Genomic DNA, 25,409 nt, shown 5'->3' with positions numbered 1-25,409 from the left:
TTGATATTAGTTGGGGAGACAAAAAAGCAATTCCAATCCTTGATACACTTAAAGAAAGAGATATTAAGAATGCAACCTTCTTCCTTTCTGCTGCATGGGCAGAAAGACACCCTGATGTTGTTGAACGCATCATAAAAGATGGACATGAAATCGGTAGTATGGGTTATAATTACACGTCCTACACTTCTCTAGAGGCAAATGAAATACGAAGAGATCTTCTGCGAGCACAAGATGTTTTTACAAAACTCGGCGTGAAACAAATTAAACTATTGCGTCCACCTAGTGGAGACTTTAACAAGGCAACACTTAAAATAGCAGAATCACTCGGATACACTGTCGTTCATTGGAGTAATAACTCAAACGATTGGAAAAACCCTGGCGTAAACAATATCGTTTCCACCGTCTCTAATAATCTAAAAGGTGGAGATATCGTCTTATTACATGCATCCGATTCTGCTCTTCAAACAAATAAAGCTTTACCACTGATTCTACAGAAATTAAAGAGTGACGGCTATGAACAAATATCCGTATCACAACTTATTTCCAACACAAGTACGAAAAGTAAAGATGTCCAATAATTTTTCACACATAAAAAGCTCTACTACCTTTCGTTCAGGTAATAGAGCTTTTTTTATCCCGATATTTCCATTCGTACAACTACCCTGCGTAAAAACTCTCTTAATTAGGCCGACTTACTCGCCTTTCCAATTAAACGATGTAATATAAGTAACTGATATGCATTACATAATAAAAGTGGTATCACCATTAAATATAACCAATCTGTATCATTAATTCGAAGTGCTGGTACCCACTCAAGAATTGTTACAACGACCATAAAGAACAAAGCTGGCACAAATGCCTTTTTATTCGTTTCCTTACTTTTTATATAAGCAACGATGGCACCAAACATAAATAACACACCAGCAACAAGTATGTTATTCCCTAATGAAACTTCCCCATTTGCAATCAATACCGATCTTAAATACACAAAATCAAATAAAACGAATGCAATAAAGAAGAGCTGGACTATATTCCATAAAGAAGACGATCGAAACATTCCCAGTCCAAAACGGTGGATTGTTAAATAAGCAAAGAACCCCATTTGACTTATCACACTAAAAATAAATCCTACACCCATCAACCAGAAGGAGACTGCCAAAATTTCCTTTCCGTCGAAATTTTGAAAAAATTTAGCGTACTTGTCCCACTCTAAAACAAATCCAATAATGACTGTACTAACCCCACCAAGAAACAACGTCGTAAAAAATAGTCGTACCCACTTGCGGCTATTCACAACACATCCCCCATTATCCTTATATTTCTAATTAAATTGTATCAATGACAATTTCAAAAAGCTAGCCATGTTCATGTATAAATTCCTTAAAGATATTTATATTAAAAAGAGAGAACTGTGCTGAAAGGAGTTCCAACTTATGAAACGGATGCTGCTCGTTTTGACTTCTTCTTTTCTATTTCTTGTACTTGTAGCATGTGCACAAGAAAAAGAAGCAAAGTCCGAACTTGATTATGATCAAACGAAGAAAATGATTGTTGATATTTTAAAAACCGATCAAGGTAAGAAAGCCATTCAAGATGTGTTAACTGATGAAAAAATGAAACAAGCACTCATACTAGATGAAACAGTAGTAAAGAAAACGATTGAAGATGCAATGGTATCCGATAAAGGGCAACAATTCTGGGAAAAGCTCTTTAAAGACCCTGAGTTCTCATCGAAATTCGCTAAAAGTATGGGAAAAGAACAAACAGCCTTAATGAAAACATTACTAAAAGACCCTGAATACCAAGCAGGCGTCATGGAAATTATGAAAAACCCTGAAGTAGAAAAAATGATGTTACAAACGATGAAGAGCAAAGAATACCGTCAATATTTACAACAAGTACTAACAGAAACTGCTGAAAGCCCACTCTTCCAAGCTAAGATGATTGATATTATTAGTAAAGGTGTCCAAAAAGCCGAAAAAAGTGGTTCTGATAAAAAGGAAGCCGGCGGTGAAGGTGGTTCCCAAGAAGGTAAAAAGGAACAGCAGTAAAAATAATAACGATAATAATGAGTGGACAATATATGTATCATCCACTCATTATTATTTTATTTTTGCGCAACAGTTGTTTTATCAATTACCGTTTCAGCTATTGTGCGATAAATAAGACCTGTCGTATGCGTATCTTCATATACTGACGGCGCAAAATCTTCTTTATTCCAATCAGGTTGTTGAAGCGGGATTCGGCCAAGTACTTCTGTTTGAAGTTCTGTAGCTAGTTTATCTCCTCCACCTCTTCCAAACACATATTCTTTTTCGCCAGTTGTTTTACTTTCAAAATAAGCCATATTCTCAACAACACCAAGAATACTATGTTCTGTACGTAAAGCCATTGCTCCAGCACGTGCTGCTACAAATGCCGCTGTTGGATGCGGTGTTGTGACAATAATCTCTTTACAAGCTGGTAGCATCGAATGTAAGTCTAGCGCAACATCACCTGTACCTGGTGGTAAATCTAAAACTAAATAATCTAAATCGCCCCATTCTACTTCTGTAAAGAAATGATTTAACATTTTCCCAAGCATAGGTCCTCTCCAAATAACCGGTGCATTATCTTCTACAAAGAACCCCATTGAGATTACCTTTACACCTAGACGCTCCACTGGAATGATTTTATCTCCTCTTACTACAGGGCGTTTTTCTATCCCCATCATATCAGGTACGCTAAAACCATAAATATCGGCATCAATGATACCAACTTTTTTCCCTAGACGAGCTAGAGCAATAGCAAGATTAACAGAAACTGTTGATTTCCCTACTCCACCTTTTCCACTCGCCACTGCTAAAAATGTCGTTTTCGAATTTGGTGACAATAAAGATTCAGTTTGCTCTTCTTCTTGTTCTGGTGCAAACTGAGCTAATTCCTCTTCTGTAAATTCTGCAAAGCGAAGCCCTACTGTTGCTGCTCCTAGTTCTTTCACTAACTTTACAATTCCAGATTGCAATTGCATTTGTTCCGCTGTACCGGTTTTTACGATTGCAATTTTAACACTTACATGTTCCTTCTCAGGCTTGACTGTCACCTCTTTAATTGCCCCTGTTTCTTTTAACGTTTTATGTAAAAACGGATCTACAATCCCTTCTAACGCTTCCACTACTTGCTCTTTCGTTACCATAATTAGCCCAGCCCCCTGTATGAAAAATAACATAATGTTAATTAAATATATCTCTCTTTACTTTTGAAATAAATGCGTTTACATTTCCAGTATAACATATTTTCGGAAAACTTCGTTAACGAGAGAAACGCAAAAAAATCCTCCTTATTCTGGAGGATTTCCTTTTTCCGTGAAATAACGTAATATACCACGATATACTGCAGCTGCTACCTTTTGCTGATATTTCTCCGAATTTAACATATACCTTTCATTTACATTCGATAAAAAGCCAGCTTCAATTAAAGCGCCTGGTGTTTTCGCATACTTTAATAAATACACATGAGAAATTGTTTTAGCAGAACGATTTGTATTCTCTAAACTCGTTCTCAACTCAGCTTGTATAAATTTCGCAGCACGTTCATTTTCAATTGAAGAACGGTAATAGAACGTTTGTGCGCCCTTCGATCCACTACTAGTTAAAGCATTTAAATGGATACTTGCAAAAAAGTCTACATCGGGTTTATTAATAATCTCTACACGTTTTTTTAAATCTTCTGCTTTACGTCTACTATATGACTTTGTATCTTTCTGGGCTAAATCATAATCTCCCTCACGCGTTAAAATAACTAGTGCACCTTGCTCTTGTAAATAATCTTGCACCTTCTTTGTGATCTCAAGCGTAATATCTTTTTCTACAATATCCTTGCCACCAACAGCCCCTCCGTCTGGTCCACCATGCCCAGCATCTAATACGATTACTTTCCCTGATAAGGGTAAATTCCAAGCTCGCCACGATTTTGTAATTTGAAATTCTTGTTTGACTAAAAAAAACAAAATAACCGCAGCGAGTGCAAAAGAGATAATTCGAATTCTCTTCATACCTTTCCTCCTCCAGCTAGTCCCTCTAATTACTTATATGGGACAAGAGGAAAGTTTATGCTTGTCTTAATGAAGCTTTAATCGATATCTTCTTTCACCTTTTTCATATCCTTCCTGCCACCATAAGCCGATAAACTGCTGGCAAGATTCAAAAAGTAATTCCTCATCTTGTAATTTAATTTCCCGCATAGTCATGCTCGTTAAAAATTGAAATAGTGTTTCCGTTAATTGTTGCTCTTCTTCTAAGGCCCTATATTTCACATCAAAGAACGATTCGCCATAATAGCCAAATTTACTATATCTCGCTCCTAATAAATACGATTCTATCCCTAATTCAATGCAGTAATCTTCATACTGACGATGAAGTTCCTGCATCTGAAAGGCATCTCTAATATTTGAACGTAATGTTTTTAATGATAATTCCCGCAGCATCTTCCGCTCATATTTCAACTGCTTTTCTTTTTGTTTTTCTTGTAAGCTGACAATGACATTCATAGTACTTATAAACCTCCCTAATACGTATTAGTCTAAACTTCTAAAGAAGAAGCATACGCGAGAGGATAGCACTAAAATATTCCAAACTACAAAAATTACAAAAGAGGAATGAAACATAAAAAAACCCCAACCAAAATGGTTGGGGTTTGTAGTTCGCAAAAATTAACGTTTTGAGAACTGAGGTGCACGACGTGCGCCTTTAAGACCGTATTTTTTACGCTCTTTCATACGTGCGTCACGAGTTAATAGACCTGCACGTTTTAGTGTTAGACGGTATTCTGGATCAGCTTTTAATAAAGCGCGAGAAATACCGTGACGAATAGCACCAGCTTGACCAGTGTATCCACCACCATTTACGTTTACAAGTACATCGTAGTTACCTAAAGTTTCTGTTGCAACTAGAGGTTGTTTCACTACTTCACGTAATGCAGCAAATGGGATATAGTTTTCAAAATCACGACCGTTAATGATAACGCGTCCTTCGCCTGGAACTAGGCGTACGCGCGCTACTGAACTCTTACGACGTCCAGTGCCATAGTATTGAACCTGTGCCAAAGTAAGCCCTCCTTTAATTGATTATCCGCGAAGTTCGTAAACTTCTGGTTTTTGTGCTTGGTGTGGATGCTCTGCTCCAGCATACACGTTTAGTTTCTTAGAAACTTGACGGCCTAAGCGTCCTTTTGGAAGCATGCCTTTAATTGCAAGCTCTAACATTTGTACAGGGTAGTTTGTACGCATTTCAAGAGCTGTTCTTTGTTTAAGTCCACCTGGGTGGTTAGTGTGACGGTAGTAAATTTTATCGTTTAATTTATTACCTGTTAAATGAATTTTCTCAGCGTTAATAATAATTACATGATCACCCGTGTCAACGTGTGGTGTAAATGTAGGTTTGTTTTTACCACGTAAAATGGATGCTACTTCACTAGCAAGGCGACCTAAAGTTTGACCTTCAGCATCAACCACATACCATTTACGCTCAACTTCGTTAGCTTTTGCCATAAAAGTCGTACGCATGTGTTTCCCTCCTCGTTATCTTTTCCATAGAAAAAATCTATTGTTTATCTTAAACACGATTTCCTTCCGGGGCTAATCGTGGTTTTAGAAACAATACCATATGTTATGATATACTTTTGAGTTTCTAATGTCAAGCAAATGTTACACCAGGATTAGTTGTTATAGTTTACCTGCCATAAATAAAGCCCATGACCAGGAGCCATCTTTCCAGCAAACTGACGATTTTGTTTCGCTAAAATCTCTGGAATGCTATCCGGATCAAGCTTTCCTTGCCCTACGCTCAGTAACGTACCAACAATAATCCTGACCATATTATATAAAAATCCATTACCTACAAAACGAAAAATTAATTCATCGTCTTGCTCAATTAGCTCGATTTCATAAATTGTTCTCACTTTATCTTTTTTGTCAGTTTTTGCCGAACAAAAAGAAGTGAAATCATGCGTTCCAATAAAATAAGGGATCGCTTTTCTTATAGCGTTTATTTCGAGCGGATATGGATATTGATATACGTAATTTCTACGGAATACATCCGCAGTCTTTGATAATAATACACGATAACGATATTCTTTTCTCTCGACACCGTAACGTGCATGAAATTCTTCTGTTTTTTTCTCTACCTGTGTGATAACAATATCATCTGGTAACATTGTGTTTAATGCATTGTTCCATTGCCACTCTTCAAGAGACAACGGTGTATCAAAGTGTATGACTTGTCCTTTAGCATGAACAGTAGAATCTGTTCTGCCCGATGCCTGAACACGGACAAGTTCCCCTTTATGCAATTTCTGTAAAGCTTTCTCTATTTCTTGTTGAACAGTACGATGCTGCGGTTGAATTTGATAACCACAAAAGTGCATGCCATCATATGCAACCGTACATTTTATTCTATCCATTTCTTTATTCTCCATTACGATCGCACCCATGCCAAAATACAAGCTAAACAAAGTAAGCTTATAATCGTTACTGTATCGCTTGTTTTCCAGCGTAGTTGCCTGAATTTAGTACGTCCTTCGCCACTTTGATATCCACGGGCTTCCATAGCAATTGCTAAGTCCTCTGCACGCTTAAAAGCACTGATGAATAGAGGAACGAGTAGTGAAATGATAGCTTTCATCCTATCTTTTATCGGTCCCCCTGCAAAATCAATACCACGTGACGATTGTGCCTTCATTATTTTACTCGTTTCATCCATTAATGTCGGGATAAAACGAAGAGAAATTGACATCATTAATGCGATTTCATGAACAGGAACTTTTATACGCTTCAACGGCTTTAATAACGTCTCCAAACCATCTGTAATCTCAATAGGTGTCGTCGTTAACGTTAATAATGTCGTCATTAAAATAATAACGAAGAATCGTATAGAAATGTATATTCCTTGCTCTAATCCTTTTTCATGTATCGAAAACCAACCAAGCTGGAATAGTACTTCCCCTTCTTTATTTGTTAAAATATGCAGGAAAAATGTAAAAAGAAAAATCCATAGAATTGGTTTTAAGCCCGAAAGTACATAACGAATCGGCACTTTTGCAAAAAATAAAGCAATGAGTGCATATAAAAATAAAAATCCATATGAAATCGCATTATTTGCTAAGAAAACAACAAATACATATAAAAAGACAATCAGCAGCTTCGTACGTGGATCAAGTTGATGAATAAGAGAATTCCCTGGAATATATCTTCCAATAATCAACTGCTGCATGATTCATGACCACCTTTTCGTAACACCTGCACAACTTCATGAGTAAGATCCTCTAAAGATAAGGTAGCCTTTGGGATTGAAATGCCAAACTTCTCTTCAATTGCACGTTTATACTTTAAAGACATAGGAAGATCCACGCCAATTTTCTCTAGTTCATCAGCATGTGAAAATACTTCCTCTGCACTTCCTTGCAAAAAGACCGTTCCTTTATGCATGACTACAATCTGCTCGGCATATTTAGCAGCATCCTCCATATTATGCGTTACAAGGATAACTGTAAGGCCTTTCTCCTTATGTAGCTTATAAAACATCTCCATAAGTTCATTTTGCCCTTTTGGATCTAGTCCTGCTGTAGGTTCATCTAATACAAGCACTTCGGGTTCCATCGCTAATACGCCTGCTATCGCAACACGCCTCATTTGCCCACCACTTAATTCAAATGGTGAACGTACTAACAGTTCTGGTTCTAACCCTACAAGTTCAATTGCCTCTCTTGCCTTTTGCTTCGCTTCTTCTACAGATACACCAAAATTAGTAGGTCCGAAGCAAATATCTTTCTCTACAGTCTCTTCAAACAACTGATGTTCTGGGAATTGAAAGACAACCCCTACCTTTTTACGTAGTGGCTTTAGCTTTTTTTCTTTCTTTCCTGCCGAAATGAAATGTTCACCAATTTGAACTGTGCCATTTGTCGGCTGCAATAAACCATTTAAATGTTGAATCATCGTCGACTTACCTGAACCAGTATGACCGATAATGGCATAATAGCCCCCACTTGGAAACGACACGTCTACATCATAAAGTGCGCGTCTTTCAAATGGAGTTTTATGTTGATAACGATGTTCTACTTTTTGGAATGTAATCTCCAAAGTTCGTTCACCAAGCTTTCCATTGTAAGATGCGTATTTTGCAAGAGAATTTCATTTCTTTTTAATAATTCTGCTATTTTCACTGAAAATGGTACATCTAATCCAATTTCTTGGAGCATATGAGAGGACTTGAAAATTTGTTCTGGAGTCCCTTCCTCTAATATCTCTCCCTTATTTAAAATAATGACACGGTCTGACTGTGCCGCTTCTTCTAAATCATGCGTAATTGATAACACGGTAATACCTTTTTCATTAACAAGTTGTCTAACCGTTTCTACCACTTCACGTCTCCCTTGAGGGTCTAGCATTGAAGTTGCTTCATCTAATATCAAAATAGATGGCTGAAGTGCTAAAACGCCTGCTATTGCTACTCGCTGCTTTTGCCCACCAGATAACGAATGTGGCTCATCATTAAGAAAATCTTCCATACGGACTAGTCGTAAGGCCTGATCTAATCTTTCTACCATTTGCTCTCTTGGCATTCCGATATTCTCTAAACCAAAGACAACGTCATCTTGCACTGTTGTTCCAACAAATTGATTATCCGGATTTTGAAATACCATCCCAATTTGTTTTCGAACATCCCATACCGTTTCCTCTGACAAAACCATTGTATCATTTACTGTAATTGTCCCTGCTTCCGGCAAAAACAAACCATTCAATAATTTTGCAAGTGTAGACTTCCCAGAACCGTTTTGTCCAATAACAGATACCCATTCACCTTCATATAAGGAGAATGAAACATCTTTTAATGCATAAGTGGCTGCACCAGGATATTGAAATGATATATTTTCTGTCCGAAGTTTCTCTTTTTTCAATACAAGGCACCCTTTCCTTCGCCAAGTAAGCCTATTTTTATATTTAAAAAAAAGGGCCATGACCAGTTTCTTGAAAAGAACTGTCCTGCCCTTTTAATTATCATTATACTAACTCGATAATTACCATTGGTGCTGCGTCTCCGCGACGTGGACCAATTTTTGCAATACGAGTGTATCCGCCTTGGCGCTCAGCATAGCGTGGAGCTACATCAGCGAATAGTTTTTGAAGTGCATCTTGACCAGTCTCAGCGTTAGCTACTTCATTGCGAATGAAAGCTGCTGCTTGACGACGAGCATGAAGATCTCCGCGTTTACCTAAAGTGATCATTTTTTCCACTACAGAACGAAGTTCTTTTGCACGAGTTTCTGTCGTTTGGATGCGCTCGTTGATAATTAAATCAGTAGCTAAGTCACGTAACATAGCTTTACGTTGCGCACTTGTACGGCCTAATTTTCTGTATGCCATTCGTAGTTCCCTCCTTTGTTGATGGGTTTAAATCCTCAGTCGTCTTTACGTAAACCTAAACCTAATTCCTCAAGTTTATGTTTAACTTCTTCTAAGGATTTACGTCCTAAGTTACGAACTTTCATCATATCTTCTTCTGTTTTGTTCGCAAGCTCTTGTACAGTATTAATTCCTGCACGTTTTAGGCAATTATAAGAACGAACAGAAAGGTCTAGTTCTTCGATAGTCATCTCAAGAACTTTCTCTTTTTGATCTTCTTCCTTCTCGACCATAATCTCAGCATTTTGTGCTTCATCAGTTAAACCAACAAAGATATTTAAATGCTCAGTTAAGATTTTGGCACCTAAAGAGATAGCTTCTTTTGGCCCGATGCTTCCATCCGTCCATACATCAAGCGTAAGCTTATCATAATTAGCCACTTGTCCGACACGTGTCTTTTCCACTTGGTAAGTCACACGTGATACTGGAGTATAAATAGAATCAATAGGAATTACTCCTATTGGTTGATCTTCGCTTTTATTTGCATCAGCTGGCGTATACCCACGGCCACGCTTTGCAGTTAAACGCACGCGGAAATGCGCATCTTTTGCTAACGTTGCAATGTGTAAATCTGGATTTAAGATTTCTACATCACTATCGTGAGTAATATCAGCAGCTGTGACAATACCTTCGCCCTGCACATCAATTTCCAACGTCTTCTCTTCTTCAGAGTAGATTTTAAGAGCTAACTTTTTCAAGTTTAAGATGATCGTTGTAACGTCTTCTACTACGCCCTCAACTGTTGAAAATTCATGTAATACGCCATCGATTTGGATAGCAGTAACAGCGGCACCAGGGAGTGAAGATAAAAGAATACGACGTAAGGAGTTACCCAACGTAGTACCATATCCACGCTCAAGCGGTTCAATTACGAATTTACCATATTTAGCATCTTCGTTAAGTTCAACCGTTTCGATTTTCGGCTTTTCGATTTCAATCATTAACTAAACCCTCCTTCAAAACGTCGAAACCCCGGTTAAACAAAGGTATAACCCCTGTCTAACCGAAAGTCCCCCTTAGGCAGTTCCCGATTGTGCACAACAAGCGATGTTTCTGTACGAAATTTCTCGATAATGCATCATATCCATTATAGACAAAAGGGAAAATTCTATACAGAAAAATTACACACGACGACGTTTTGGTGGACGACATCCATTATGAGGAACTGGAGTAACATCTCTAATTGCTGTTACTTCTAGACCTGCAGCTTGAAGAGCACGAATTGCAGCTTCACGACCAGCACCAGGACCTTTAACAGTAACCTCTAAAGTTTTTAAACCGTGCTCCATTGCAGCTTTAGCAGCAGTTTCAGCAGCCATTTGCGCAGCGAATGGAGTAGATTTACGAGATCCACGGAAACCAAGTGCACCAGCACTAGACCAAGAAAGCGCGTTACCGTGAGTATCTGTAAGTGTTACGATTGTGTTGTTGAAAGTAGAACGAATATGAGCTACACCAGCTTCAATATTCTTTTTCACACGTTTTTTACGAGTGTTTGTTTTACGTGCCATTGTTAGTTCAACCTCCTTTACTTATTATTTCTTTTTATTTGCTACTGTACGACGTGGACCTTTACGTGTACGAGCATTGTTTTTAGAGTTTTGACCACGAACTGGTAAACCACGACGGTGACGAAGACCACGGTAAGAACCGATCTCCATTAGACGTTTGATGTTAAGAGATACTTCACGACGAAGGTCTCCCTCAACTTTAATACGATCGATGATATCACGGATACGTCCTAATTCGTCTTCCGTTAAATCACGAACTCGTGTTTCTTCAGAAACACCAGCTTCAGCAAGAATTTTTTCAGCAGTTGTGCGACCAATGCCGAATACGTAAGTTAAAGAAATAACAACGCGTTTGTCACGAGGAATATCTACACCTGCGATACGTGCCATTCCGAATGCACCTCCTTCTGATTAACCTTGTTTTTGTTTATGTTTAGGGTTTTCACAAATAACCATTACTTTTCCACGTCTACGAATAACTTTACATTTTTCGCAGATTGGTTTAACTGACGGTCTTACTTTCATGTCTCGAACCTCCTTAAAGATTACGGAGTGCTATATTATTTAAAACGGTACGTAATACGACCACGATTTAAATCGTACGGAGATAATTCTACCGTAACTTTGTCTCCTGGTAAAATACGAATGAAGTTCATACGGATTTTACCAGAAACGTGAGCCAATACGACATGCCCATTCTCTAATTCTACTTTGAACATAGCATTTGGCAACGTTTCAAGAACGGTACCTTCGACTTCAATTACATCATCTTTAGCCATTCAATAGTTCTCCCTTCTTCAAATCAGTAACATTTTACACTGCTCTGAAATCCCGGAGAGCCAGCTACTTATAAAGTGGTAAGGATTTCGTATCCTGCTTCTGTAAGAGCAATCGTGTGCTCAAAATGGGCACACCATTTACCATCTACCGTTACCACTGTCCAGTCATCAGATAGTGTTTTTACATATCGTCTTCCTTGATTCACCATCGGCTCAACACAGATGACCATTCCCGGCTTTAATCTAGGGCCTCTATTTGGTGGACCATAGTGCGGGATTTGAGGGTCCTCATGTAAGTCTTGCCCGATTCCGTGACCAACATACTCCCTAACGATCGAGAATCCATTCTCTTCAGCATGGGTTTGAACCGCATGTGAGATATTTGATAATCTCTCGCCTGGTTTTACTTGTTCTAGACCAAGATACAACGATTTTTCTGTGACATCAAGTAGCTTTTGAACAGATTCAGAAATGTTTCCAACTGGATACGTCCATGCAGAATCTCCATGGTACCCATTGTATTTCGCACCAATATCGATACTGATGATATCGCCCTCTTTGAGCTTGCGCTTCCCTGGAATTCCGTGTACAAGCTCTTCATTTACAGAAGCACATATGCTCCCCGGAAATCCGTTGTATCCTTTAAAAGATGGCGTAGCACCATATTTTTGAATCGTCTTTTCCGCTATTTGATCGAGCTCTTTCGTTGTAATTCCTGGAGTAATGTGCTGTTTTAACTCTTGATGAGTTAAAGCAACGATCCTGCCAGCTTCTCGCATGATTTCTATCTCGCGAGGAGTTTTGCAGATTATCATTACGCTAAGCCTCCGATGAGAACATCGATATCAGCAAATACTTTATTGATATCTTGCTCACCATTAATGCTTTGTAAGTAACCAAGCTCCTCGTAGAAATCAAGCAAAGGTTTAGTTTGCTTAATATTTACATCTAAGCGATTTGCTACAGTTTCTTCATTGTCATCAGAGCGTTGATATAATTCGCCACCACATTTATCGCACACGTCAGCTTTTGCTGGCGGATTGAATTCTAAGTGGTAAGTCGCACCGCACTCTTTACAAATGCGACGGCCTGTAAGGCGCTTTAATAACAACCCTGAATCCACATTAATGTTTAAAACATAGTCGATTTTTTTGCCAAGATCTTTCATAATCTCTTCAAGAGCTGATGCTTGTGCAACAGTTCGTGGGAAACCATCTAATAAGAAGCCTCTTACGCAGTCTTCTTGGCTTAAACGTTCACGAACGATTCCGATTGTAACTTCATCTGGAACAAGTGCACCTTTATCAATAAAAGATTTTGCTTGTAAACCCATTTCAGTTTCAGCCTTCATAGCTGCACGGAACATATCTCCTGTTGAGATGTGAGGGATGTTATACTTGGCAACAATCTGTTCGGCTTGTGTACCTTTACCAGCACCAGGAAGCCCCATTAAAATTAAGTTCATCCTTGTTCCCCCTCAGAGTACATGAGCATGTAGGGAAGACAATACTTCCCACTTACTCACTGCTTGATAAACCCTTTGTAATGGCGTTTTACCAGTTGGCTTTCTAGTTGCTTCATTGTTTCTAAAGCAACGCCGACAACGATTAACATACTCGTTCCACCGATCTGTGCAGATGGAGGAAGATTTCCCAGCTTCGTAAAGATAACTGGTAAGATTGCAATCGCTGCTAGGAAAATTGATCCTACAAAGGTCAAACGATACAAGATTTTTGTTAGATATTGTTCTGTATTCTTACCCGGACGAATACCTGGAACATATCCACCTTGTTTGTTTAGATTCTCTGACATTTGCTCTGGATTAACCTGAACAAACGCATAGAAATATGTGAAGGCTACAATGAGCGCAACATATATGATCATTCCCACTGGGTGAGAATAGTTAAAGTTTGCAATAATCCACTGCGATACATCATGTTTCGGGAAGAACTGTGCAATAGTCGGAGGCGTAATTAAGAATGAAACAGCAAAAATTACTGGAATAACACCAGCACTATTTACCTTAAGCGGTAAATGTGTGTTTTGTGCTCCAGCATAACCACCATTTCCTCCTGTTACACGCTTCGCATATTGAATTGGGATCTTTCTAACAGCCTGTTGAATGAAAATAACACCCACAATAACTGCTAACACAGCTAGTAAGATCAATGCAACTTTAACGATACTCATGAACAATTGATCTCCGATATTTTGAAACTGTTGCTGATACACTTGAGATATAACACTTGGGATCGCTGCGGCAATACCACCAAAGATTAGGATGGAAATACCATTACCTACACCTTTAGCTGTAATCTGTTCACCTAACCACATTAAAAATGCAGTACCAGCAGTCAGTACCGTAGCAATGTATAAATAAGTGCTCCAACCAGGATTCAAAATTAATTGTCCACCTACCATACCGTTAAAACCGATTGACATACCAAACCCCTGAATAAACGCAAGAACAATTGTAAAATAACGCGTGAATTGCGTTAATTTACGACGGCCCATTTCACCTTGCTTCGCCCATTCCGAAAATTTAGGAACAACATCCATCTGCAATAATTGCACGATGATGGATGCTGTAATATACGGCATGATTCCCATCGCAAAGATGGAGAAGTTTTTCAAGGCTCCACCGCCAAATGTATTTAGAATACCTAAAGCATTTAATTGATCTTGTGCCTTCAGTACGTCTCCATTTGTAAATGGCACGGGGATAAACGTGCCAATCCTGAATACGATTAACATCGCTAAAGTGAATAATATTTTACGTCTTATCTCAGCAACGCGCATAAAGTTGGAGATTGTACGAAACATTAGATCACCTCAACTGATCCGCCAGCTGCTTCAATTGCTTCTTTAGCACTTGAAGAGAACTTGTGCGCTTTAACAGTTAGTTTTTTCTCTACTGCGCCGCTTGCAAGAATTTTAACACCGTCGTTTAATTTGCTGATAACGCCAGTTTCCAGCAATAATTCAGGTGTTACTTCTGTACCATCTTCAAAACGATTTAACGTTGATAAGTTTACAATAGCAAACTCTTTACGGTTAATGTTTGTGAAGCCGCGTTTTGGTAAACGACGGAATAATGGAGTTTGACCACCTTCGAAGCCAAGACGAACACCGCCGCCAGAACGTGCGTTTTGTCCTTTATGACCTTTACCAGCAGTTTTACCGTTACCAGAACCGATACCACGACCGACACGGTTACGTACTTTACGAGAACCTTCTGCAGGTTTTAATTCATGAAGTTTCATTCCCAGGCACCTCCTTATATTAATGAGTTATCCTTAAGCTTCTTTTACAGTTACAAGGTGAGAAACTTTGTTGATCATACCAAGAATAGCAGGAGTTTCTTCCTTAACTACAGTTGAATTCAACTTTTTAAGACCTAAAGCTTCTACCGTCGCACGTTGATCTTGTGGACGACCAATTACACTACGAGTGAGGGTAATTTCTAACTTTTTCGCCATTTGTTTTCCCTCCTTAACCTAGTAGCTCTTCTACAGATTTACCGCGTAATTTTGCAACATCTTCAGCGCGCTTAAGTTCGCTTAATCCGTTCACAGTAGCGCGAATCATGTTGATTGGTGTGTTAGAACCAAGAGATTTCGAAAGAATATCTTGTACACCTGCTAATTCAAGGACCGCACGAACAGGTCCACCAGCAATAACACCAGTACCCTCAGCAGCAGGCTTTAAGAATACTTCACCAGCTCCAAAATGACCGTTGATTGTGTGTGGAATTGTTGTACCAACTAATGGTACAGCGATTAAGTTTTTCTTAGCGTCTTCGATAGCTTTGCGGATTGCGTCTGGTACCTCTTGTGCTTTACCAGTACCGAATCCAACATGACCGTTTTTATCGCCAACTACAACTAGTGCAGCAAAGCGGAAACGACGACCACCCTTAACAACTTTCGCGACACGATTTATCGTAACTACACGTTCTTCAAGTTCTAATTTACTTGGGTCAATGCGATGCATCAATTTTCCCTCCTTTGACCATTAAAATTGTAATCCAGCCTCACGAGCAGCTTCAGCTAGAGCTTTAACACGGCCATGGTATAAGTAACCACCGCGATCAAATACTACTTCTTTAACGCCTTTCTCTACAGCACGCTTAGCAACTGATTCTCCAACTTTCGTAGCAGCTTCAATATTGCTAGTACCGTTAAGAGCAAGGTCTTTATCAAGAGTAGATGCACTTACTAACGTTACACCATTTACATCATCAATAACTTGAGCGTAAATATGTTGGTTAGAACGGAACACGTTTAAACGTGGACGTTCTGCAGTACCAGTAAGTTTAGCACGTACACGCGCATGTCTTTTCTTACGAGTCGCATTTTTATCAGCTTTAGTGATCATTCTTGTCACTCCTTTCTCTCACCTAACGGGTTTACTTAGCAGTTTTACCTTCTTTACGACGAACAACTTCGCCTTCGTAACGAATACCTTTACCTTTGTAAGGCTCAGGAGCACGTACAGCACGGATGTTAGCAGCGAATTCGCCAACACGTTGCTTGTCGATACCTTTGATTACGATCTTAGTTGGTGCAGGTACTTCAACTTCAAGACCTGCTTCCGGAGTCATTTCTACTGGATGAGAATAACCTACGCTTAATACAAGTTTATCACCTTGTTTTTGAGCACGGTAACCAACACCGACTAATTCAAGTCCGCGTGCGAAACCTTCAGTTACACCTTCAACCATGTTTCCGATTAAAGCACGAGTTGTACCGTGTAATGCACGGTGTTCCTTCTGTTCAGATGGACGCTCAACTGTTAATGTATTCTCTTCAATTTTGATAAGCATATCAGCATTGAAAGTACGAGTTAATTCACCTTTAGGGCCTTTTACTGTTACAGTATTGTCTTCTGCAACTGTAATAGTAACACCTGCAGGGATTTCAAGAATCTTTTTACCAATACGAGACATGTGGTCACACCTCCGTTCGTTTTAAATATATATTACCAAACGTATGCTACTACTTCTCCACCAGTTTGTAATTGACGAGCGTCTTTGTCTGTCATTACTCCCTTAGATGTAGAAACAAGAGCGATACCTAATCCGTTAAGTACACGTGGTACTTCGTCAGCTTTAGCGTAAACGCGTAAGCCAGGTTTACTGATACGTTTTAATCCAGTGATTACACGTTCGTTGTTTGCACCATATTTCAGGAAAATACGAAGGATACCTTGTTTGTTATCCTCGATGTATTCTACATCACGAATGAAACCTTCACGTTTTAAAAGTTCAGCGATCTCTTTTTTGATTTTAGAAGCAGGAACCTCTAATTTCTCATGACGTACCATGTTCGCATTACGGATGCGAGTAAGCATGTCTGCAATTGGATCTGTCATCACCATGTGTTTTACCTCCTTCCCATTTGTGGGTTTTACCAACTAGCTTTTTTAACACCAGGAATTTGACCTTTATATGCAAGTTCACGGAAACAAATACGGCAAAGTTTAAATTTGCGGTATACAGAATGCGGACGACCGCAGCGTTCGCAACGTGTATACTCTTGTACTTTAAACTTAGGAGTACGCTTTTGTTTCGCAATCATAGATTTTTTAGCCACGTTTTCGCCTCCTCTACTTAGCGTTGGCTTCCATTATTTTTGGAATGGCATACCGAATTGTGTTAAAAGTTCACGAGCTTCTTCATCAGTGTTCGCTGTAGTAACGATTACGATGTCCATACCGCGGACTTTGCTTACTTTATCATAATCAATCTCAGGGAAAATAAGTTGCTCTTTAACACCTAATGTATAGTTTCCACGACCATCGAATGATTTCTTAGAAACACCACGGAAATCACGTACACGTGGTAAAGAAACTGATACTAATTTATCGAAGAACTCATACATTTGCTCGCCGCGTAAAGTTACTTTCGCACCGATTGGCATACCTTCACGAAGACGGAAACCAGCGATTGATTTTTTAGCACGAGTTACAACAGGTTTTTGACCTGCGATTTGTGTTAATTCTTCTACTGCGTTGTCTAAAGCTTTTGAGTTAGATACCGCGTCACCAACACCAGTGTTGATTACGATCTTTTCGATTTTTGGTACCTGCATTACAGATTTATAGTTAAACTTGCTCATTAGAGCAGGAGTAATTTCCTTTTGGAACTTCTCTTTAAGGCGATTCAATGAAGTGACCTCCTTTCTTAAGAAAATTATTTATCTAATAATTCACCAGATTTTTTTGCAATACGAACTTTTTTACCATCTTCTACCTTGAAGCCTACGCGAGTAGGTTCACCTGTTTTCGGATCTAAAATCATAACGTTAGAAACGTGAATAGGTGCCTCTTTAGTAATAATTCCACCTTGTGGATTTAATTGAGATGGCTTAGAGTGCTTCTTAACGATGTTAACACCCTCAACGATAACACGGTTTTGCTTTGGGAAAGCCACAAGGATAACGCCTTGTTTTCCTTTGTCTTTACCAGTGATTACCTGTACTTTATCACCTTTTTTTACATGCATCTTAATTCTGCACCTCCTTAGCAAGGCAATACCTTAAATTATAGAACTTCTGGAGCTAAAGAAACGATCTTCATGAAGTTGCTATCACGTAATTCACGAGCTACTGGTCCGAAGATACGAGTACCACGTGGGCTCTTATCGTCTTTAATGATAACCGCTGCGTTTTCATCAAATTTGATGTAAGAACCATCCGGACGACGAGCACCGCTCTTCGTACGTACTACTACTGCTTTAACAACGTCACCTTTTTTAACAACGCCACCTGGTGTTGCTTGTTTTACCGTAGCAACGATAATGTCACCAATGTTAGCATATTTACGACCAGAGCCGCCTAATACTTTAATTGTTAAAAGTTCACGTGCACCAGAGTTGTCAGCAACTTTCAAACGAGATTCTTGTTGGATCATGTTATGAAACCTCCCTTCGGACTAAAAATTCCGATTCGTCTATTTAGATAATAACCGCTTCTTCAACGATTTCAACTAAACGGAAACGCTTAGTAGCAGAAAGCGGGCGAGTTTCCATGATTTTTACGATATCGCCAAGTTTCGCTTGGTTTTGCTCATCATGGGCTTTGTACTTCTTAGAATACTTAACACGTTTTCCGTACAAGGAATGAGTTTTGTAAGTTTCAACTAAAACTGTAATCGTTTTGTCCATTTTGTCAGACACTACACGACCAGTATAAACTTTGCGTTGGTTACGTTCGCTCACTATGCAAACCTCCCCTCAATTTATCGATTAATTCCGATCTCTCTTTCACGAACTACAGTTTTCATACGAGCAATTGCCTTACGCACTTCACGAATGCGAGTTGGATTCTCTAATTGTCCTGTAGCAAGTTGGAAGCGAAGATTAAACAACTCTTCCTTTAAAGCTTTAACTTTTGTTTCGATTTCGGCAGTGGTTAATTCACGAATATCATTAGTTTTCATTAGATTCACCACCATTTTCTTCACGTTTTACGAATTTACATTTCACAGGTAACTTGTGAGCTGCAAGACGTAATGCTTCGCGTGCTACCTCTTCAGATACACCCGCGATTTCGAACATAATTTTCCCAGGTTTTACTACTGCTACCCAGCCTTCTGGTGCCCCTTTACCGGAACCCATACGTACTTCTAGAGGTTTTGCAGTGTAAGGTTTAGAAGGGAAAATTTTAATCCATACTTTACCGCCACGTTTCATGTAACGAGTCATTGCACGACGAGCAGCTTCGATTTGACGGTTTGTAATCCATGAAGCAGCTTGTGCTTGTAAACCGAATTCACCGAAAGCTACTTCAGTTCCACCTTTAGCACGACCACGCATTTTACCACGATGCTCTCTACGATATTTTACGCGTTTTGGCATTAACATATTATTTTCCTCCTTCCTCAGAAGCTTTCTTTTTTGTAGGAAGGACTTCTCCACGGTAGATCCATACTTTTACGCCTAATTTACCGTATGTTGTATCAGCTTCAACTGCTGCATAGTCAATATCAGCGCGAAGTGTATGAAGTGGAACAGTTCCTTCACTGTAAGATTCTGCACGAGCGATATCAGCTCCGCCAAGACGACCAGAAACCTGTGTTTTAATACCTTTAGCACCTGCACGCATAGCACGTTGAATAACTTGCTTTTGTGCACGACGGAATGATACACGGTTTTCTAATTGACGAGCGATGTTTTCGCCTACTAATTTAGCGTTAAGATCAGCTCTCTTAACTTCTAAAATGTTGATGTGTACACGCTTGCCTGTTAATTGGTTAAGAGCTTTACGAAGTGCTTCAACTTCAGTACCACCTTTACCAATTACCATACCAGGTTTTGCAGTGTGAATTGTAACATTTACACGATTTGCTGCACGTTCGATTTCTACTTTAGCAACAGCAGAATCTTTTAAGCGTACATTAATGTACTCACGGATTTTGATGTCTTCATGTAATAATGTAGCGTAATCTTTCTCAGCGAACCAACGAGATTCCCAGTCACGGATAACGCCGACACGAAGACCAATTGGATTAACCTTTTGACCCATCGATTATCCCTCCTTCTTTTCTGATACCACAACTGTGATGTGGCTTGTGCGTTTGTTAATTTGGCTTGCACGACCCATTGCACGTGGACGGAAACGTTTTAACGTTGGACCTTCGTCAACGAAAACTTTCTCAACAACTAGGTTGTTAATGTCCATTTCATAATTGTGCTCTGCATTTGCGATTGCAGATTTTAAAACTTTTTCTACAACTGGAGAAGCAGTTTTTGGTGTGTGGTTAAGGATAGCAATCGCTTCACCCACTTGCTTACCTCGGATTAAGTCTACAACTAAACGAACTTTACGAGGAGCAATACGAACTGTTCTCGCTACTGCTTTAGCTTGCATTGAAGTGCCTCCTCTCATTATCTTCTAGTTTTCTTATCGTCAGCATCATGACCTTTATACGTACGAGTTGGTGCGAATTCACCTAACTTGTGGCCTACCATGTCTTCAGTAACATATACAGGTACATGTTTACGACCGTCATATACAGCGATTGTGTGACCGATGAACTGAGGGAAGATCGTTGAACGACGAGACCAAGTTTTAACAACTTGCTTTTGCTCAGTTTCATTTAGCTTTGCAATTTTACTCATTAAATGATCATCGACAAATGGTCCTTTTTTCAAGCTACGAGCCATTTTGGTGCCTCCCTTCGTGATTGCCGTACGGTTCTTAAAGTGAACCGTACTACAATCCCATTATTTTTTACGACGACGAACGATGAATTTGTCAGACGCTTTGTTTTTCTTACGAGTTTTGAATCCAAGAGTTGGTTTACCCCATGGAGACATTGGAGACTTACGTCCGATTGGTGAACGTCCTTCACCACCACCGTGTGGGTGATCAACTGGGTTCATTACAGAACCACGAACAGTTGGGCGCTTACCTAACCAGCGAGAGCGACCAGCTTTACCGATCTTGATAAGTTCGTGTGACTCATTACCAACTTGACCTACAGTTGCACGGCAAGCAGATAATACAAGACGCACTTCACCAGAAGTTAAACGTACAAGAACGTATTTACCTTCTTTACCAAGTACTTGTGCAGATGTACCAGCAGAACGAACTAATTGTCCACCACGACCTGGTTTAAGCTCGATGTTATGAACAACAGTACCTACTGGAATGTTGATTAATGGTAATGCGTTACCGATTTTAATGTCAGCTTCAGCGCCAGACATAATTTCCATACCTACTTCTAAGTTCTTAGGAGCAAGAATGTAACGTTTTTCACCGTCAACGTAGTTAATTAATGCGATATTCGCAGAGCGGTTTGGATCGTATTCGATCGTAGCAACGCGTCCTGGAATTCCATCTTTGTTACGTTTGAAGTCGATGATACGGTATTGACGCTTATGTCCGCCACCTTGATGACGTACAGTGATTTTACCTTGGTTATTACGACCAGCCTTTTTGCTTAAAGGAGCAAGTAAAGACTTTTCGGGTCTGTCAGTCGTGATTTCAGCGAAATCATTCGTAGTCATGTTACGACGACCGTTAGTAGTTGGATTATACTTTTTAATTCCCATCTCAATTTCCCTCCTTCTTTAGTAAGAATTAAACGCCTTGGAAGATTTCGATTTCTTTGCTGTCAGCAGTTAGCTTAACGATTGCTTTACGACGACGGCTAGTAAAACCAGCGTGACGACCAACGCGTTTTGCTTTCGGCTTGTAGTTCATGATGTTCACTTTTTCTACTTTAACACCAAAGATCGCTTCTAGAGCATCTTTAACTTCTGTTTTATTAGATTTAACGTCCACATCGAACGTGTATTTTTTTTCAGCCATCATTTCCATAGAACGTTCAGTGATAACTGGGCGCTTAATGATATCACGAGGATCTCTCATTATGCAAGCACCTCCTCTACTTTTTCCACTGCCGCTTTTGTCATGATTAGCTTATCATGATGAAGCACGTCTAAAACGTTTACGCCATCAGCAGTGATTACTGTTACTCCAGGGATATTGCGAGCAGATAACTCTACAGATTCGTTTGCATCAGCAGTTACGATAAGAGCTTTCTTCTCAACAGTTAATCCTTTAAGTACTGCTAGCATATCTTTTGTTTTTGGTGCATTTAACACTAGGTCTTCAAGAACTACAATGTTGTTCTCAACTACTTTAGTAGCTAATGCAGATTTGATTGCTAAACGACGAACTTTCTTAGGAAGTTTGTACGCATAGCTTCTTGGTGTAGGTCCGAATACCGTACCACCACCACGCCATTGAGGAGAGCGGATAGACCCTTGACGAGCACGTCCAGTTCCTTTTTGACGCCATGGTTTACGACCACCACCGCGAACTTCAGAGCGAGTTTTTACTTTGTGTGTACCTTGACGTAAAGATGCACGTTGCATCATTACAGCTTCGAAAAGTACAGCTTCATTTGGTTCGATACCGAAAATAGCTTCAGCTAATTCGATTTCACCAACCTGTGAACCAGTTTGGTTATATACAGTAACTTTTGGCATTGGAATTCCTCCTTCCTATTGTGAATTATTTGCTAACCTTCACAGCGCCTTGAACAACTACAAGAGATTTCTTAGCACCTGGAACGTTACCTTTTACTAGTAATAAGTTGCGCTCAGTGTCAACTTGAACGATTTCTAAGTTTTGGATAGTAACTTGGTCTCCACCCATACGTCCAGCAAGTTTTTTGCCTTTGAATACACGGTTCGGAGCAACTGGGCCCATTGAACCTGGACGACGGTGATAGCGAGAACCATGAGACATAGGTCCGCGAGATTGTCCGTGGCGTTTGATAACACCTTGGAAACCTTTACCTTTAGAAATTCCTGTTACATCAACGATTTCACCTGTAGCGAATACGTCAACTTTTACCTCTTGACCAACCTCTAATCCGTCCACGTCTGCATCGCGGATTTCGCGAATGAAGCGCTTAGGAGTTGTAGATGCTTTAGCAGTGTGGCCTTGTTCAGGTTTGTTAGTTAACTTTTCACGCTTATCTTCAAATCCTAACTGAATTGCGTTGTAGCCATCAGTTTCAGTTGTTTTCTTTTGAAGAACAACGTTTGGATTAGCAGCGATAACTGTTACTGGGATTAACTCACCGTTCTCAGCAAATACTTGAGTCATACCGATCTTTCTTCCTAAGATTCCTTTGGTCATGAGTTACACCTCCTACATTTTTAAGTTATATAAATTATAGTTTGATTTCGATATCTACACCAGATGGTAAGTCTAAACGCATTAATGAATCTACTGTTTGTGGAGTAGGACTCACGATGTCGATTAGACGTTTGTGCGTGCGCATTTCGAATTGCTCACGAGAATCTTTGTACTTATGAACAGCACGAAGAATTGTGTAAACAGTTTTTTCAGTTGGTAATGGGATCGGACCAGAAACTGTTGCCCCAGAACGCTTAGCTGTTTCTACAATTTTCTCAGCTGACTGATCAAGAATACGGTGATCGTAAGCTTTTAAACGGATACGAATTTTTTCTTTTGCCATTATTTTCCCTCCTTCGTTCGCCTATTTCTAAAATAGACCTTCTCCATGGAAATTTCCTCACACCATGCCATGGCAAAGCGGCCGGGTGTGTCAGCAACCTTCCACTTCATCGCAGTCAAAGACCAACATTGTCTATTATACAATGTTATTCGTCTAGATGCAAGCATCTTTTTGTTTGCATCTGCTTTTCTCTACTTTTGCTATTATACATGGCACTTTAAAGAATTTCAAGTTTTCATCTAGTAGAATTCATTTTACAGTTTCTGGATTTCGGTTTTGATGATTTTACATTACTATAGAAGAAACTCGTCAAAATATGAAACAATCATTTTGTTCATTATATAAATGCAAACAAAAACCCCAAGGAAAAATCCCTCGGGGTTTTTTATATCAGTTAAGATTACTCAACGATAGTAGCAACTACGCCGTAACCTACTGTACGTCCACCTTCACGAATAGAGAATTTAGTTCCCTCTTCGATAGCGATTGGAGCGATAAGTTCGATAGTCATTTCTACGTTGTCACCAGGCATTACCATTTCAGTACCTTCTGGTAATTGGATGATACCAGTTACGTCAGTTGTACGGAAGTAGAACTGTGGACGGTAGTTAGCGAAGAATGGAGTGTGACGTCCACCTTCTTCTTTAGATAATACGAAAACTTCAGCTTTGAATTTAGCGTGAGCTTTTACAGAACCGCTTTTTGCAAGTACTTGTCCACGTTGGATGTCTTCACGAGCAACCCCACGAAGTAAAGCACCGATGTTGTCACCAGCTTGAGCTTGGTCAAGAAGTTTACGGAACATTTCTACACCAGTTACAGTTGTAGAAGCATTTTCTTCAGCAAGACCGATGATTTCTACAACGTCACCAACTTTAACGATACCGCGCTCAACACGACCAGTAGCAACTGTACCACGACCTGTGATAGAGAATACATCCTCTACAGGCATTAAGAATGGTTTGTCAGTTTCACGTTCTGGAGTTGGGATGTAAGCATCAACTTCAGCCATTAATTCAATGATTTTTGCTTCCCAATCAGCTTCTCCTTGAAGAGCTTTAAGAGCAGAACCTTTGATTACAGGAATGTCGTCGCCTGGGAATCCGTATTCAGATAATAGGTCGCGAACTTCCATTTCTACTAATTCTAATAATTCTTCGTCGTCTACCATGTCGCATTTGTTTAAGAATACAACGATGTAAGGTACACCTACTTGACGAGAAAGAAGGATGTGCTCACGAGTTTGAGGCATTGGGCCATCAGCAGCAGATACTACTAAGATACCGCCGTCCATTTGAGCAGCACCAGTGATCATGTTTTTAACATAGTCAGCGTGACCTGGGCAGTCAACGTGTGCATAGTGACGAGTTTCAGTTTCGTACTCAACGTGTGCAGTTGAGATTGTGATACCGCGCTCTCTTTCTTCTGGAGCAGCATCGATTTGATCGTATCCGCGTGCTTCAGCACCACCAGCTTTTGCAAGAACTGTAGTGATCGCAGCAGTTAATGTAGTTTTACCATGGTCAACGTGGCCGATTGTACCGATGTTAACATGGGGTTTAGAACGTTCGAATTTAGCTTTAGCCATTCTAAATTCCTCCTTAGTTTATATAGGTTATTTTATATTTAGTCTAGAAAGCGAAACTTGCGTCCCACTTTCTAAGCTTACATAAGTAGTTA

General features: G+C 39.6%; 43 protein-coding genes (1 of these 43 cut by a window edge). 2 read left to right on the top strand and 41 right to left on the bottom strand.

Features of this window, described 5'->3' with window-relative positions:
• On the top strand, positions 1 to 578 hold the 3' portion of the coding sequence (gene pdaB / locus MKY00_RS00870; RefSeq protein ID WP_016716250.1) for a polysaccharide deacetylase family sporulation protein PdaB. 187 nt of this gene lie to the left of the window's left edge; only the last 578 of its 765 coding nucleotides appear in the window; the start codon falls outside the window, past its left edge; its stop codon occupies positions 576 to 578.
• 104 nt (positions 579 to 682) lie between these two features.
• On the opposite strand, the gene kbaA is transcribed toward pdaB, so the two are convergent.
• The gene (gene kbaA, locus MKY00_RS00865; protein WP_016716249.1) at positions 683 to 1,294 is read right to left on the bottom strand and encodes a KinB signaling pathway activation protein KbaA; all 612 of its coding nucleotides are present in this window, start codon (positions 1,292 to 1,294) and stop codon (positions 683 to 685) included.
• Positions 1,295 to 1,433: 139 nt separating this feature from the next.
• Here kbaA and gerD point away from each other — a divergent pair, with 139 nt between their 5' ends.
• On the top strand, positions 1,434 to 2,051 hold the full coding sequence (gene gerD, locus MKY00_RS00860) for a spore germination protein GerD (protein WP_000827521.1): 618 nt from the start codon (positions 1,434 to 1,436) through the stop codon (positions 2,049 to 2,051).
• Positions 2,052 to 2,107: 56 nt separating this feature from the next.
• Here gerD and MKY00_RS00855 read toward each other — a convergent pair whose 3' ends face one another.
• From MKY00_RS00855 to tuf, 40 genes are all read right to left on the bottom strand, one after another.
• Complete coding sequence (locus MKY00_RS00855) at positions 2,108 to 3,175, bottom strand: Mrp/NBP35 family ATP-binding protein (RefSeq protein WP_000256608.1); 1,068 nt, start codon at positions 3,173 to 3,175, stop codon at positions 2,108 to 2,110.
• A 144-nt stretch (positions 3,176 to 3,319) separates the two neighbouring features.
• Positions 3,320 to 4,033, bottom strand: coding sequence for an N-acetylmuramoyl-L-alanine amidase CwlD (gene cwlD, locus MKY00_RS00850; protein WP_000822436.1), 714 nt, complete (start codon positions 4,031 to 4,033; stop codon positions 3,320 to 3,322).
• Between the two features lie 66 nt (positions 4,034 to 4,099).
• Positions 4,100 to 4,528 (bottom strand): YbaK family protein, encoded by a 429-nt coding sequence (locus tag MKY00_RS00845; protein ID WP_001101006.1) that lies wholly within the window; start codon positions 4,526 to 4,528, stop codon positions 4,100 to 4,102.
• 162 nt (positions 4,529 to 4,690) lie between these two features.
• The gene (rpsI, locus tag MKY00_RS00840; RefSeq protein ID WP_000079986.1) at positions 4,691 to 5,083 is read right to left on the bottom strand and encodes a 30S ribosomal protein S9; all 393 of its coding nucleotides are present in this window, start codon (positions 5,081 to 5,083) and stop codon (positions 4,691 to 4,693) included.
• Between the two features lie 21 nt (positions 5,084 to 5,104).
• A complete protein-coding gene (gene rplM / locus MKY00_RS00835) occupies positions 5,105 to 5,542 on the bottom strand; it encodes a 50S ribosomal protein L13 (protein ID WP_001260793.1) in 438 nt (145 codons plus the stop codon).
• Positions 5,543 to 5,694: 152 nt separating this feature from the next.
• Positions 5,695 to 6,438 carry a tRNA pseudouridine(38-40) synthase TruA gene (truA, locus tag MKY00_RS00830; protein WP_011039908.1) on the bottom strand — a complete coding sequence of 248 codons (744 nt, stop codon included), beginning with the start codon at positions 6,436 to 6,438 and terminating at the stop codon, positions 5,695 to 5,697.
• Between the two features lie 14 nt (positions 6,439 to 6,452).
• Positions 6,453 to 7,247 (bottom strand): energy-coupling factor transporter transmembrane component T family protein, encoded by a 795-nt coding sequence (locus tag MKY00_RS00825; RefSeq protein WP_001186536.1) that lies wholly within the window; start codon positions 7,245 to 7,247, stop codon positions 6,453 to 6,455.
• Entirely contained in the window at positions 7,235 to 8,116 is an 882-nt protein-coding gene (locus tag MKY00_RS00820) for an energy-coupling factor ABC transporter ATP-binding protein (protein WP_016716248.1), read from the bottom strand. Before MKY00_RS00820 ends, MKY00_RS00825 begins: the two co-directional genes overlap by 13 nt.
• On the bottom strand, positions 8,092 to 8,934 hold the full coding sequence (locus MKY00_RS00815; protein ID WP_000711783.1) for an energy-coupling factor ABC transporter ATP-binding protein: 843 nt from the start codon (positions 8,932 to 8,934) through the stop codon (positions 8,092 to 8,094). Before MKY00_RS00815 ends, MKY00_RS00820 begins: the two co-directional genes overlap by 25 nt.
• Positions 8,935 to 9,037: 103 nt before the next feature.
• On the bottom strand, positions 9,038 to 9,400 hold the full coding sequence (gene rplQ, locus MKY00_RS00810; RefSeq protein WP_000331490.1) for a 50S ribosomal protein L17: 363 nt from the start codon (positions 9,398 to 9,400) through the stop codon (positions 9,038 to 9,040).
• Positions 9,401 to 9,435: 35 nt separating this feature from the next.
• Positions 9,436 to 10,380 carry a DNA-directed RNA polymerase subunit alpha gene (locus MKY00_RS00805; protein ID WP_000569643.1) on the bottom strand — a complete coding sequence of 315 codons (945 nt, stop codon included), beginning with the start codon at positions 10,378 to 10,380 and terminating at the stop codon, positions 9,436 to 9,438.
• 180 nt (positions 10,381 to 10,560) lie between these two features.
• The gene (gene rpsK / locus MKY00_RS00800) at positions 10,561 to 10,950 is read right to left on the bottom strand and encodes a 30S ribosomal protein S11 (protein ID WP_000101799.1); all 390 of its coding nucleotides are present in this window, start codon (positions 10,948 to 10,950) and stop codon (positions 10,561 to 10,563) included.
• A gap of 24 nt (positions 10,951 to 10,974) precedes the next feature.
• Entirely contained in the window at positions 10,975 to 11,340 is a 366-nt protein-coding gene (rpsM, locus tag MKY00_RS00795) for a 30S ribosomal protein S13 (protein ID WP_000090789.1), read from the bottom strand.
• Between the two features lie 21 nt (positions 11,341 to 11,361).
• On the bottom strand, positions 11,362 to 11,475 hold the full coding sequence (gene rpmJ / locus MKY00_RS00790) for a 50S ribosomal protein L36 (protein WP_000868344.1): 114 nt from the start codon (positions 11,473 to 11,475) through the stop codon (positions 11,362 to 11,364).
• 35 nt (positions 11,476 to 11,510) lie between these two features.
• Complete coding sequence (infA, locus tag MKY00_RS00785) at positions 11,511 to 11,729, bottom strand: translation initiation factor IF-1 (protein ID WP_001029884.1); 219 nt, start codon at positions 11,727 to 11,729, stop codon at positions 11,511 to 11,513.
• A 68-nt stretch (positions 11,730 to 11,797) separates the two neighbouring features.
• On the bottom strand, positions 11,798 to 12,544 hold the full coding sequence (gene map / locus MKY00_RS00780; RefSeq protein WP_000582539.1) for a type I methionyl aminopeptidase: 747 nt from the start codon (positions 12,542 to 12,544) through the stop codon (positions 11,798 to 11,800).
• Positions 12,544 to 13,194 (bottom strand): adenylate kinase, encoded by a 651-nt coding sequence (locus MKY00_RS00775; protein WP_001048996.1) that lies wholly within the window; start codon positions 13,192 to 13,194, stop codon positions 12,544 to 12,546. Before MKY00_RS00775 ends, map begins: the two co-directional genes overlap by 1 nt.
• A gap of 56 nt (positions 13,195 to 13,250) precedes the next feature.
• Positions 13,251 to 14,552 (bottom strand): preprotein translocase subunit SecY, encoded by a 1,302-nt coding sequence (secY, locus tag MKY00_RS00770; protein ID WP_000490114.1) that lies wholly within the window; start codon positions 14,550 to 14,552, stop codon positions 13,251 to 13,253.
• The gene (gene rplO, locus MKY00_RS00765; RefSeq protein ID WP_000766080.1) at positions 14,552 to 14,992 is read right to left on the bottom strand and encodes a 50S ribosomal protein L15; all 441 of its coding nucleotides are present in this window, start codon (positions 14,990 to 14,992) and stop codon (positions 14,552 to 14,554) included. Before rplO ends, secY begins: the two co-directional genes overlap by 1 nt.
• A gap of 33 nt (positions 14,993 to 15,025) precedes the next feature.
• Positions 15,026 to 15,208, bottom strand: a complete 183-nt coding sequence (rpmD, locus tag MKY00_RS00760; RefSeq protein ID WP_001085234.1) for a 50S ribosomal protein L30 — start codon at positions 15,206 to 15,208, stop codon at positions 15,026 to 15,028.
• A 13-nt stretch (positions 15,209 to 15,221) separates the two neighbouring features.
• Positions 15,222 to 15,722, bottom strand: a complete 501-nt coding sequence (gene rpsE, locus MKY00_RS00755) for a 30S ribosomal protein S5 (protein WP_000554646.1) — start codon at positions 15,720 to 15,722, stop codon at positions 15,222 to 15,224.
• A gap of 21 nt (positions 15,723 to 15,743) precedes the next feature.
• Positions 15,744 to 16,106: a 50S ribosomal protein L18 gene (gene rplR, locus MKY00_RS00750; protein WP_000628816.1), complete on the bottom strand. Its 363-nt coding sequence runs from the start codon at positions 16,104 to 16,106 to the stop codon at positions 15,744 to 15,746.
• Positions 16,107 to 16,137: 31 nt separating this feature from the next.
• On the bottom strand, positions 16,138 to 16,677 hold the full coding sequence (rplF, locus tag MKY00_RS00745) for a 50S ribosomal protein L6 (protein WP_000086558.1): 540 nt from the start codon (positions 16,675 to 16,677) through the stop codon (positions 16,138 to 16,140).
• 32 nt (positions 16,678 to 16,709) lie between these two features.
• Positions 16,710 to 17,108, bottom strand: coding sequence for a 30S ribosomal protein S8 (gene rpsH / locus MKY00_RS00740; RefSeq protein ID WP_000245511.1), 399 nt, complete (start codon positions 17,106 to 17,108; stop codon positions 16,710 to 16,712).
• Positions 17,109 to 17,137: 29 nt separating this feature from the next.
• Positions 17,138 to 17,323: a 30S ribosomal protein S14 gene (gene rpsN / locus MKY00_RS00735; RefSeq protein WP_001085700.1), complete on the bottom strand. Its 186-nt coding sequence runs from the start codon at positions 17,321 to 17,323 to the stop codon at positions 17,138 to 17,140.
• Positions 17,324 to 17,356: 33 nt separating this feature from the next.
• Positions 17,357 to 17,896, bottom strand: coding sequence for a 50S ribosomal protein L5 (rplE, locus tag MKY00_RS00730; protein WP_001080827.1), 540 nt, complete (start codon positions 17,894 to 17,896; stop codon positions 17,357 to 17,359).
• Positions 17,897 to 17,922: 26 nt separating this feature from the next.
• On the bottom strand, positions 17,923 to 18,234 hold the full coding sequence (gene rplX / locus MKY00_RS00725) for a 50S ribosomal protein L24 (protein ID WP_000558200.1): 312 nt from the start codon (positions 18,232 to 18,234) through the stop codon (positions 17,923 to 17,925).
• Positions 18,235 to 18,272: 38 nt separating this feature from the next.
• The gene (gene rplN, locus MKY00_RS00720) at positions 18,273 to 18,641 is read right to left on the bottom strand and encodes a 50S ribosomal protein L14 (RefSeq protein WP_000615912.1); all 369 of its coding nucleotides are present in this window, start codon (positions 18,639 to 18,641) and stop codon (positions 18,273 to 18,275) included.
• A gap of 43 nt (positions 18,642 to 18,684) precedes the next feature.
• On the bottom strand, positions 18,685 to 18,948 hold the full coding sequence (gene rpsQ, locus MKY00_RS00715; protein ID WP_000004106.1) for a 30S ribosomal protein S17: 264 nt from the start codon (positions 18,946 to 18,948) through the stop codon (positions 18,685 to 18,687).
• Between the two features lie 20 nt (positions 18,949 to 18,968).
• Positions 18,969 to 19,169 carry a 50S ribosomal protein L29 gene (rpmC, locus tag MKY00_RS00710; protein ID WP_000855718.1) on the bottom strand — a complete coding sequence of 67 codons (201 nt, stop codon included), beginning with the start codon at positions 19,167 to 19,169 and terminating at the stop codon, positions 18,969 to 18,971.
• Positions 19,159 to 19,593 carry a 50S ribosomal protein L16 gene (gene rplP, locus MKY00_RS00705; RefSeq protein WP_000928971.1) on the bottom strand — a complete coding sequence of 145 codons (435 nt, stop codon included), beginning with the start codon at positions 19,591 to 19,593 and terminating at the stop codon, positions 19,159 to 19,161. Before rplP ends, rpmC begins: the two co-directional genes overlap by 11 nt.
• A gap of 1 nt (position 19,594) precedes the next feature.
• Positions 19,595 to 20,254, bottom strand: a complete 660-nt coding sequence (gene rpsC / locus MKY00_RS00700) for a 30S ribosomal protein S3 (RefSeq protein ID WP_000529956.1) — start codon at positions 20,252 to 20,254, stop codon at positions 19,595 to 19,597.
• Positions 20,255 to 20,257: 3 nt separating this feature from the next.
• On the bottom strand, positions 20,258 to 20,599 hold the full coding sequence (gene rplV / locus MKY00_RS00695; protein ID WP_001148024.1) for a 50S ribosomal protein L22: 342 nt from the start codon (positions 20,597 to 20,599) through the stop codon (positions 20,258 to 20,260).
• Between the two features lie 17 nt (positions 20,600 to 20,616).
• On the bottom strand, positions 20,617 to 20,895 hold the full coding sequence (rpsS, locus tag MKY00_RS00690) for a 30S ribosomal protein S19 (RefSeq protein ID WP_000124453.1): 279 nt from the start codon (positions 20,893 to 20,895) through the stop codon (positions 20,617 to 20,619).
• A 60-nt stretch (positions 20,896 to 20,955) separates the two neighbouring features.
• Positions 20,956 to 21,786, bottom strand: a complete 831-nt coding sequence (rplB, locus tag MKY00_RS00685) for a 50S ribosomal protein L2 (protein WP_000511580.1) — start codon at positions 21,784 to 21,786, stop codon at positions 20,956 to 20,958.
• Between the two features lie 28 nt (positions 21,787 to 21,814).
• Complete coding sequence (gene rplW, locus MKY00_RS00680) at positions 21,815 to 22,105, bottom strand: 50S ribosomal protein L23 (protein WP_001205558.1); 291 nt, start codon at positions 22,103 to 22,105, stop codon at positions 21,815 to 21,817.
• Positions 22,105 to 22,728, bottom strand: coding sequence for a 50S ribosomal protein L4 (rplD, locus tag MKY00_RS00675; protein WP_001127258.1), 624 nt, complete (start codon positions 22,726 to 22,728; stop codon positions 22,105 to 22,107). The genes rplW and rplD overlap by 1 nt, the downstream gene beginning before the upstream one ends.
• A gap of 25 nt (positions 22,729 to 22,753) precedes the next feature.
• Complete coding sequence (gene rplC / locus MKY00_RS00670) at positions 22,754 to 23,386, bottom strand: 50S ribosomal protein L3 (protein ID WP_000160207.1); 633 nt, start codon at positions 23,384 to 23,386, stop codon at positions 22,754 to 22,756.
• Between the two features lie 34 nt (positions 23,387 to 23,420).
• Positions 23,421 to 23,729 carry a 30S ribosomal protein S10 gene (gene rpsJ / locus MKY00_RS00665; RefSeq protein WP_001040596.1) on the bottom strand — a complete coding sequence of 103 codons (309 nt, stop codon included), beginning with the start codon at positions 23,727 to 23,729 and terminating at the stop codon, positions 23,421 to 23,423.
• Positions 23,730 to 24,129: 400 nt separating this feature from the next.
• Positions 24,130 to 25,317: an elongation factor Tu gene (gene tuf / locus MKY00_RS00660; protein WP_001029615.1), complete on the bottom strand. Its 1,188-nt coding sequence runs from the start codon at positions 25,315 to 25,317 to the stop codon at positions 24,130 to 24,132.
• Between the last annotated feature and the right edge of the window lie 92 nt (positions 25,318 to 25,409).

It is taken from the genome of Bacillus sp. FSL R9-9834 (genome assembly GCF_038006905.1).
GTDB classification, from domain to species: domain Bacteria; phylum Bacillota; class Bacilli; order Bacillales; family Bacillaceae_G; genus Bacillus_A; species Bacillus_A pacificus.
This window is presented reverse-complemented; position numbering and strand designations above follow the sequence as displayed.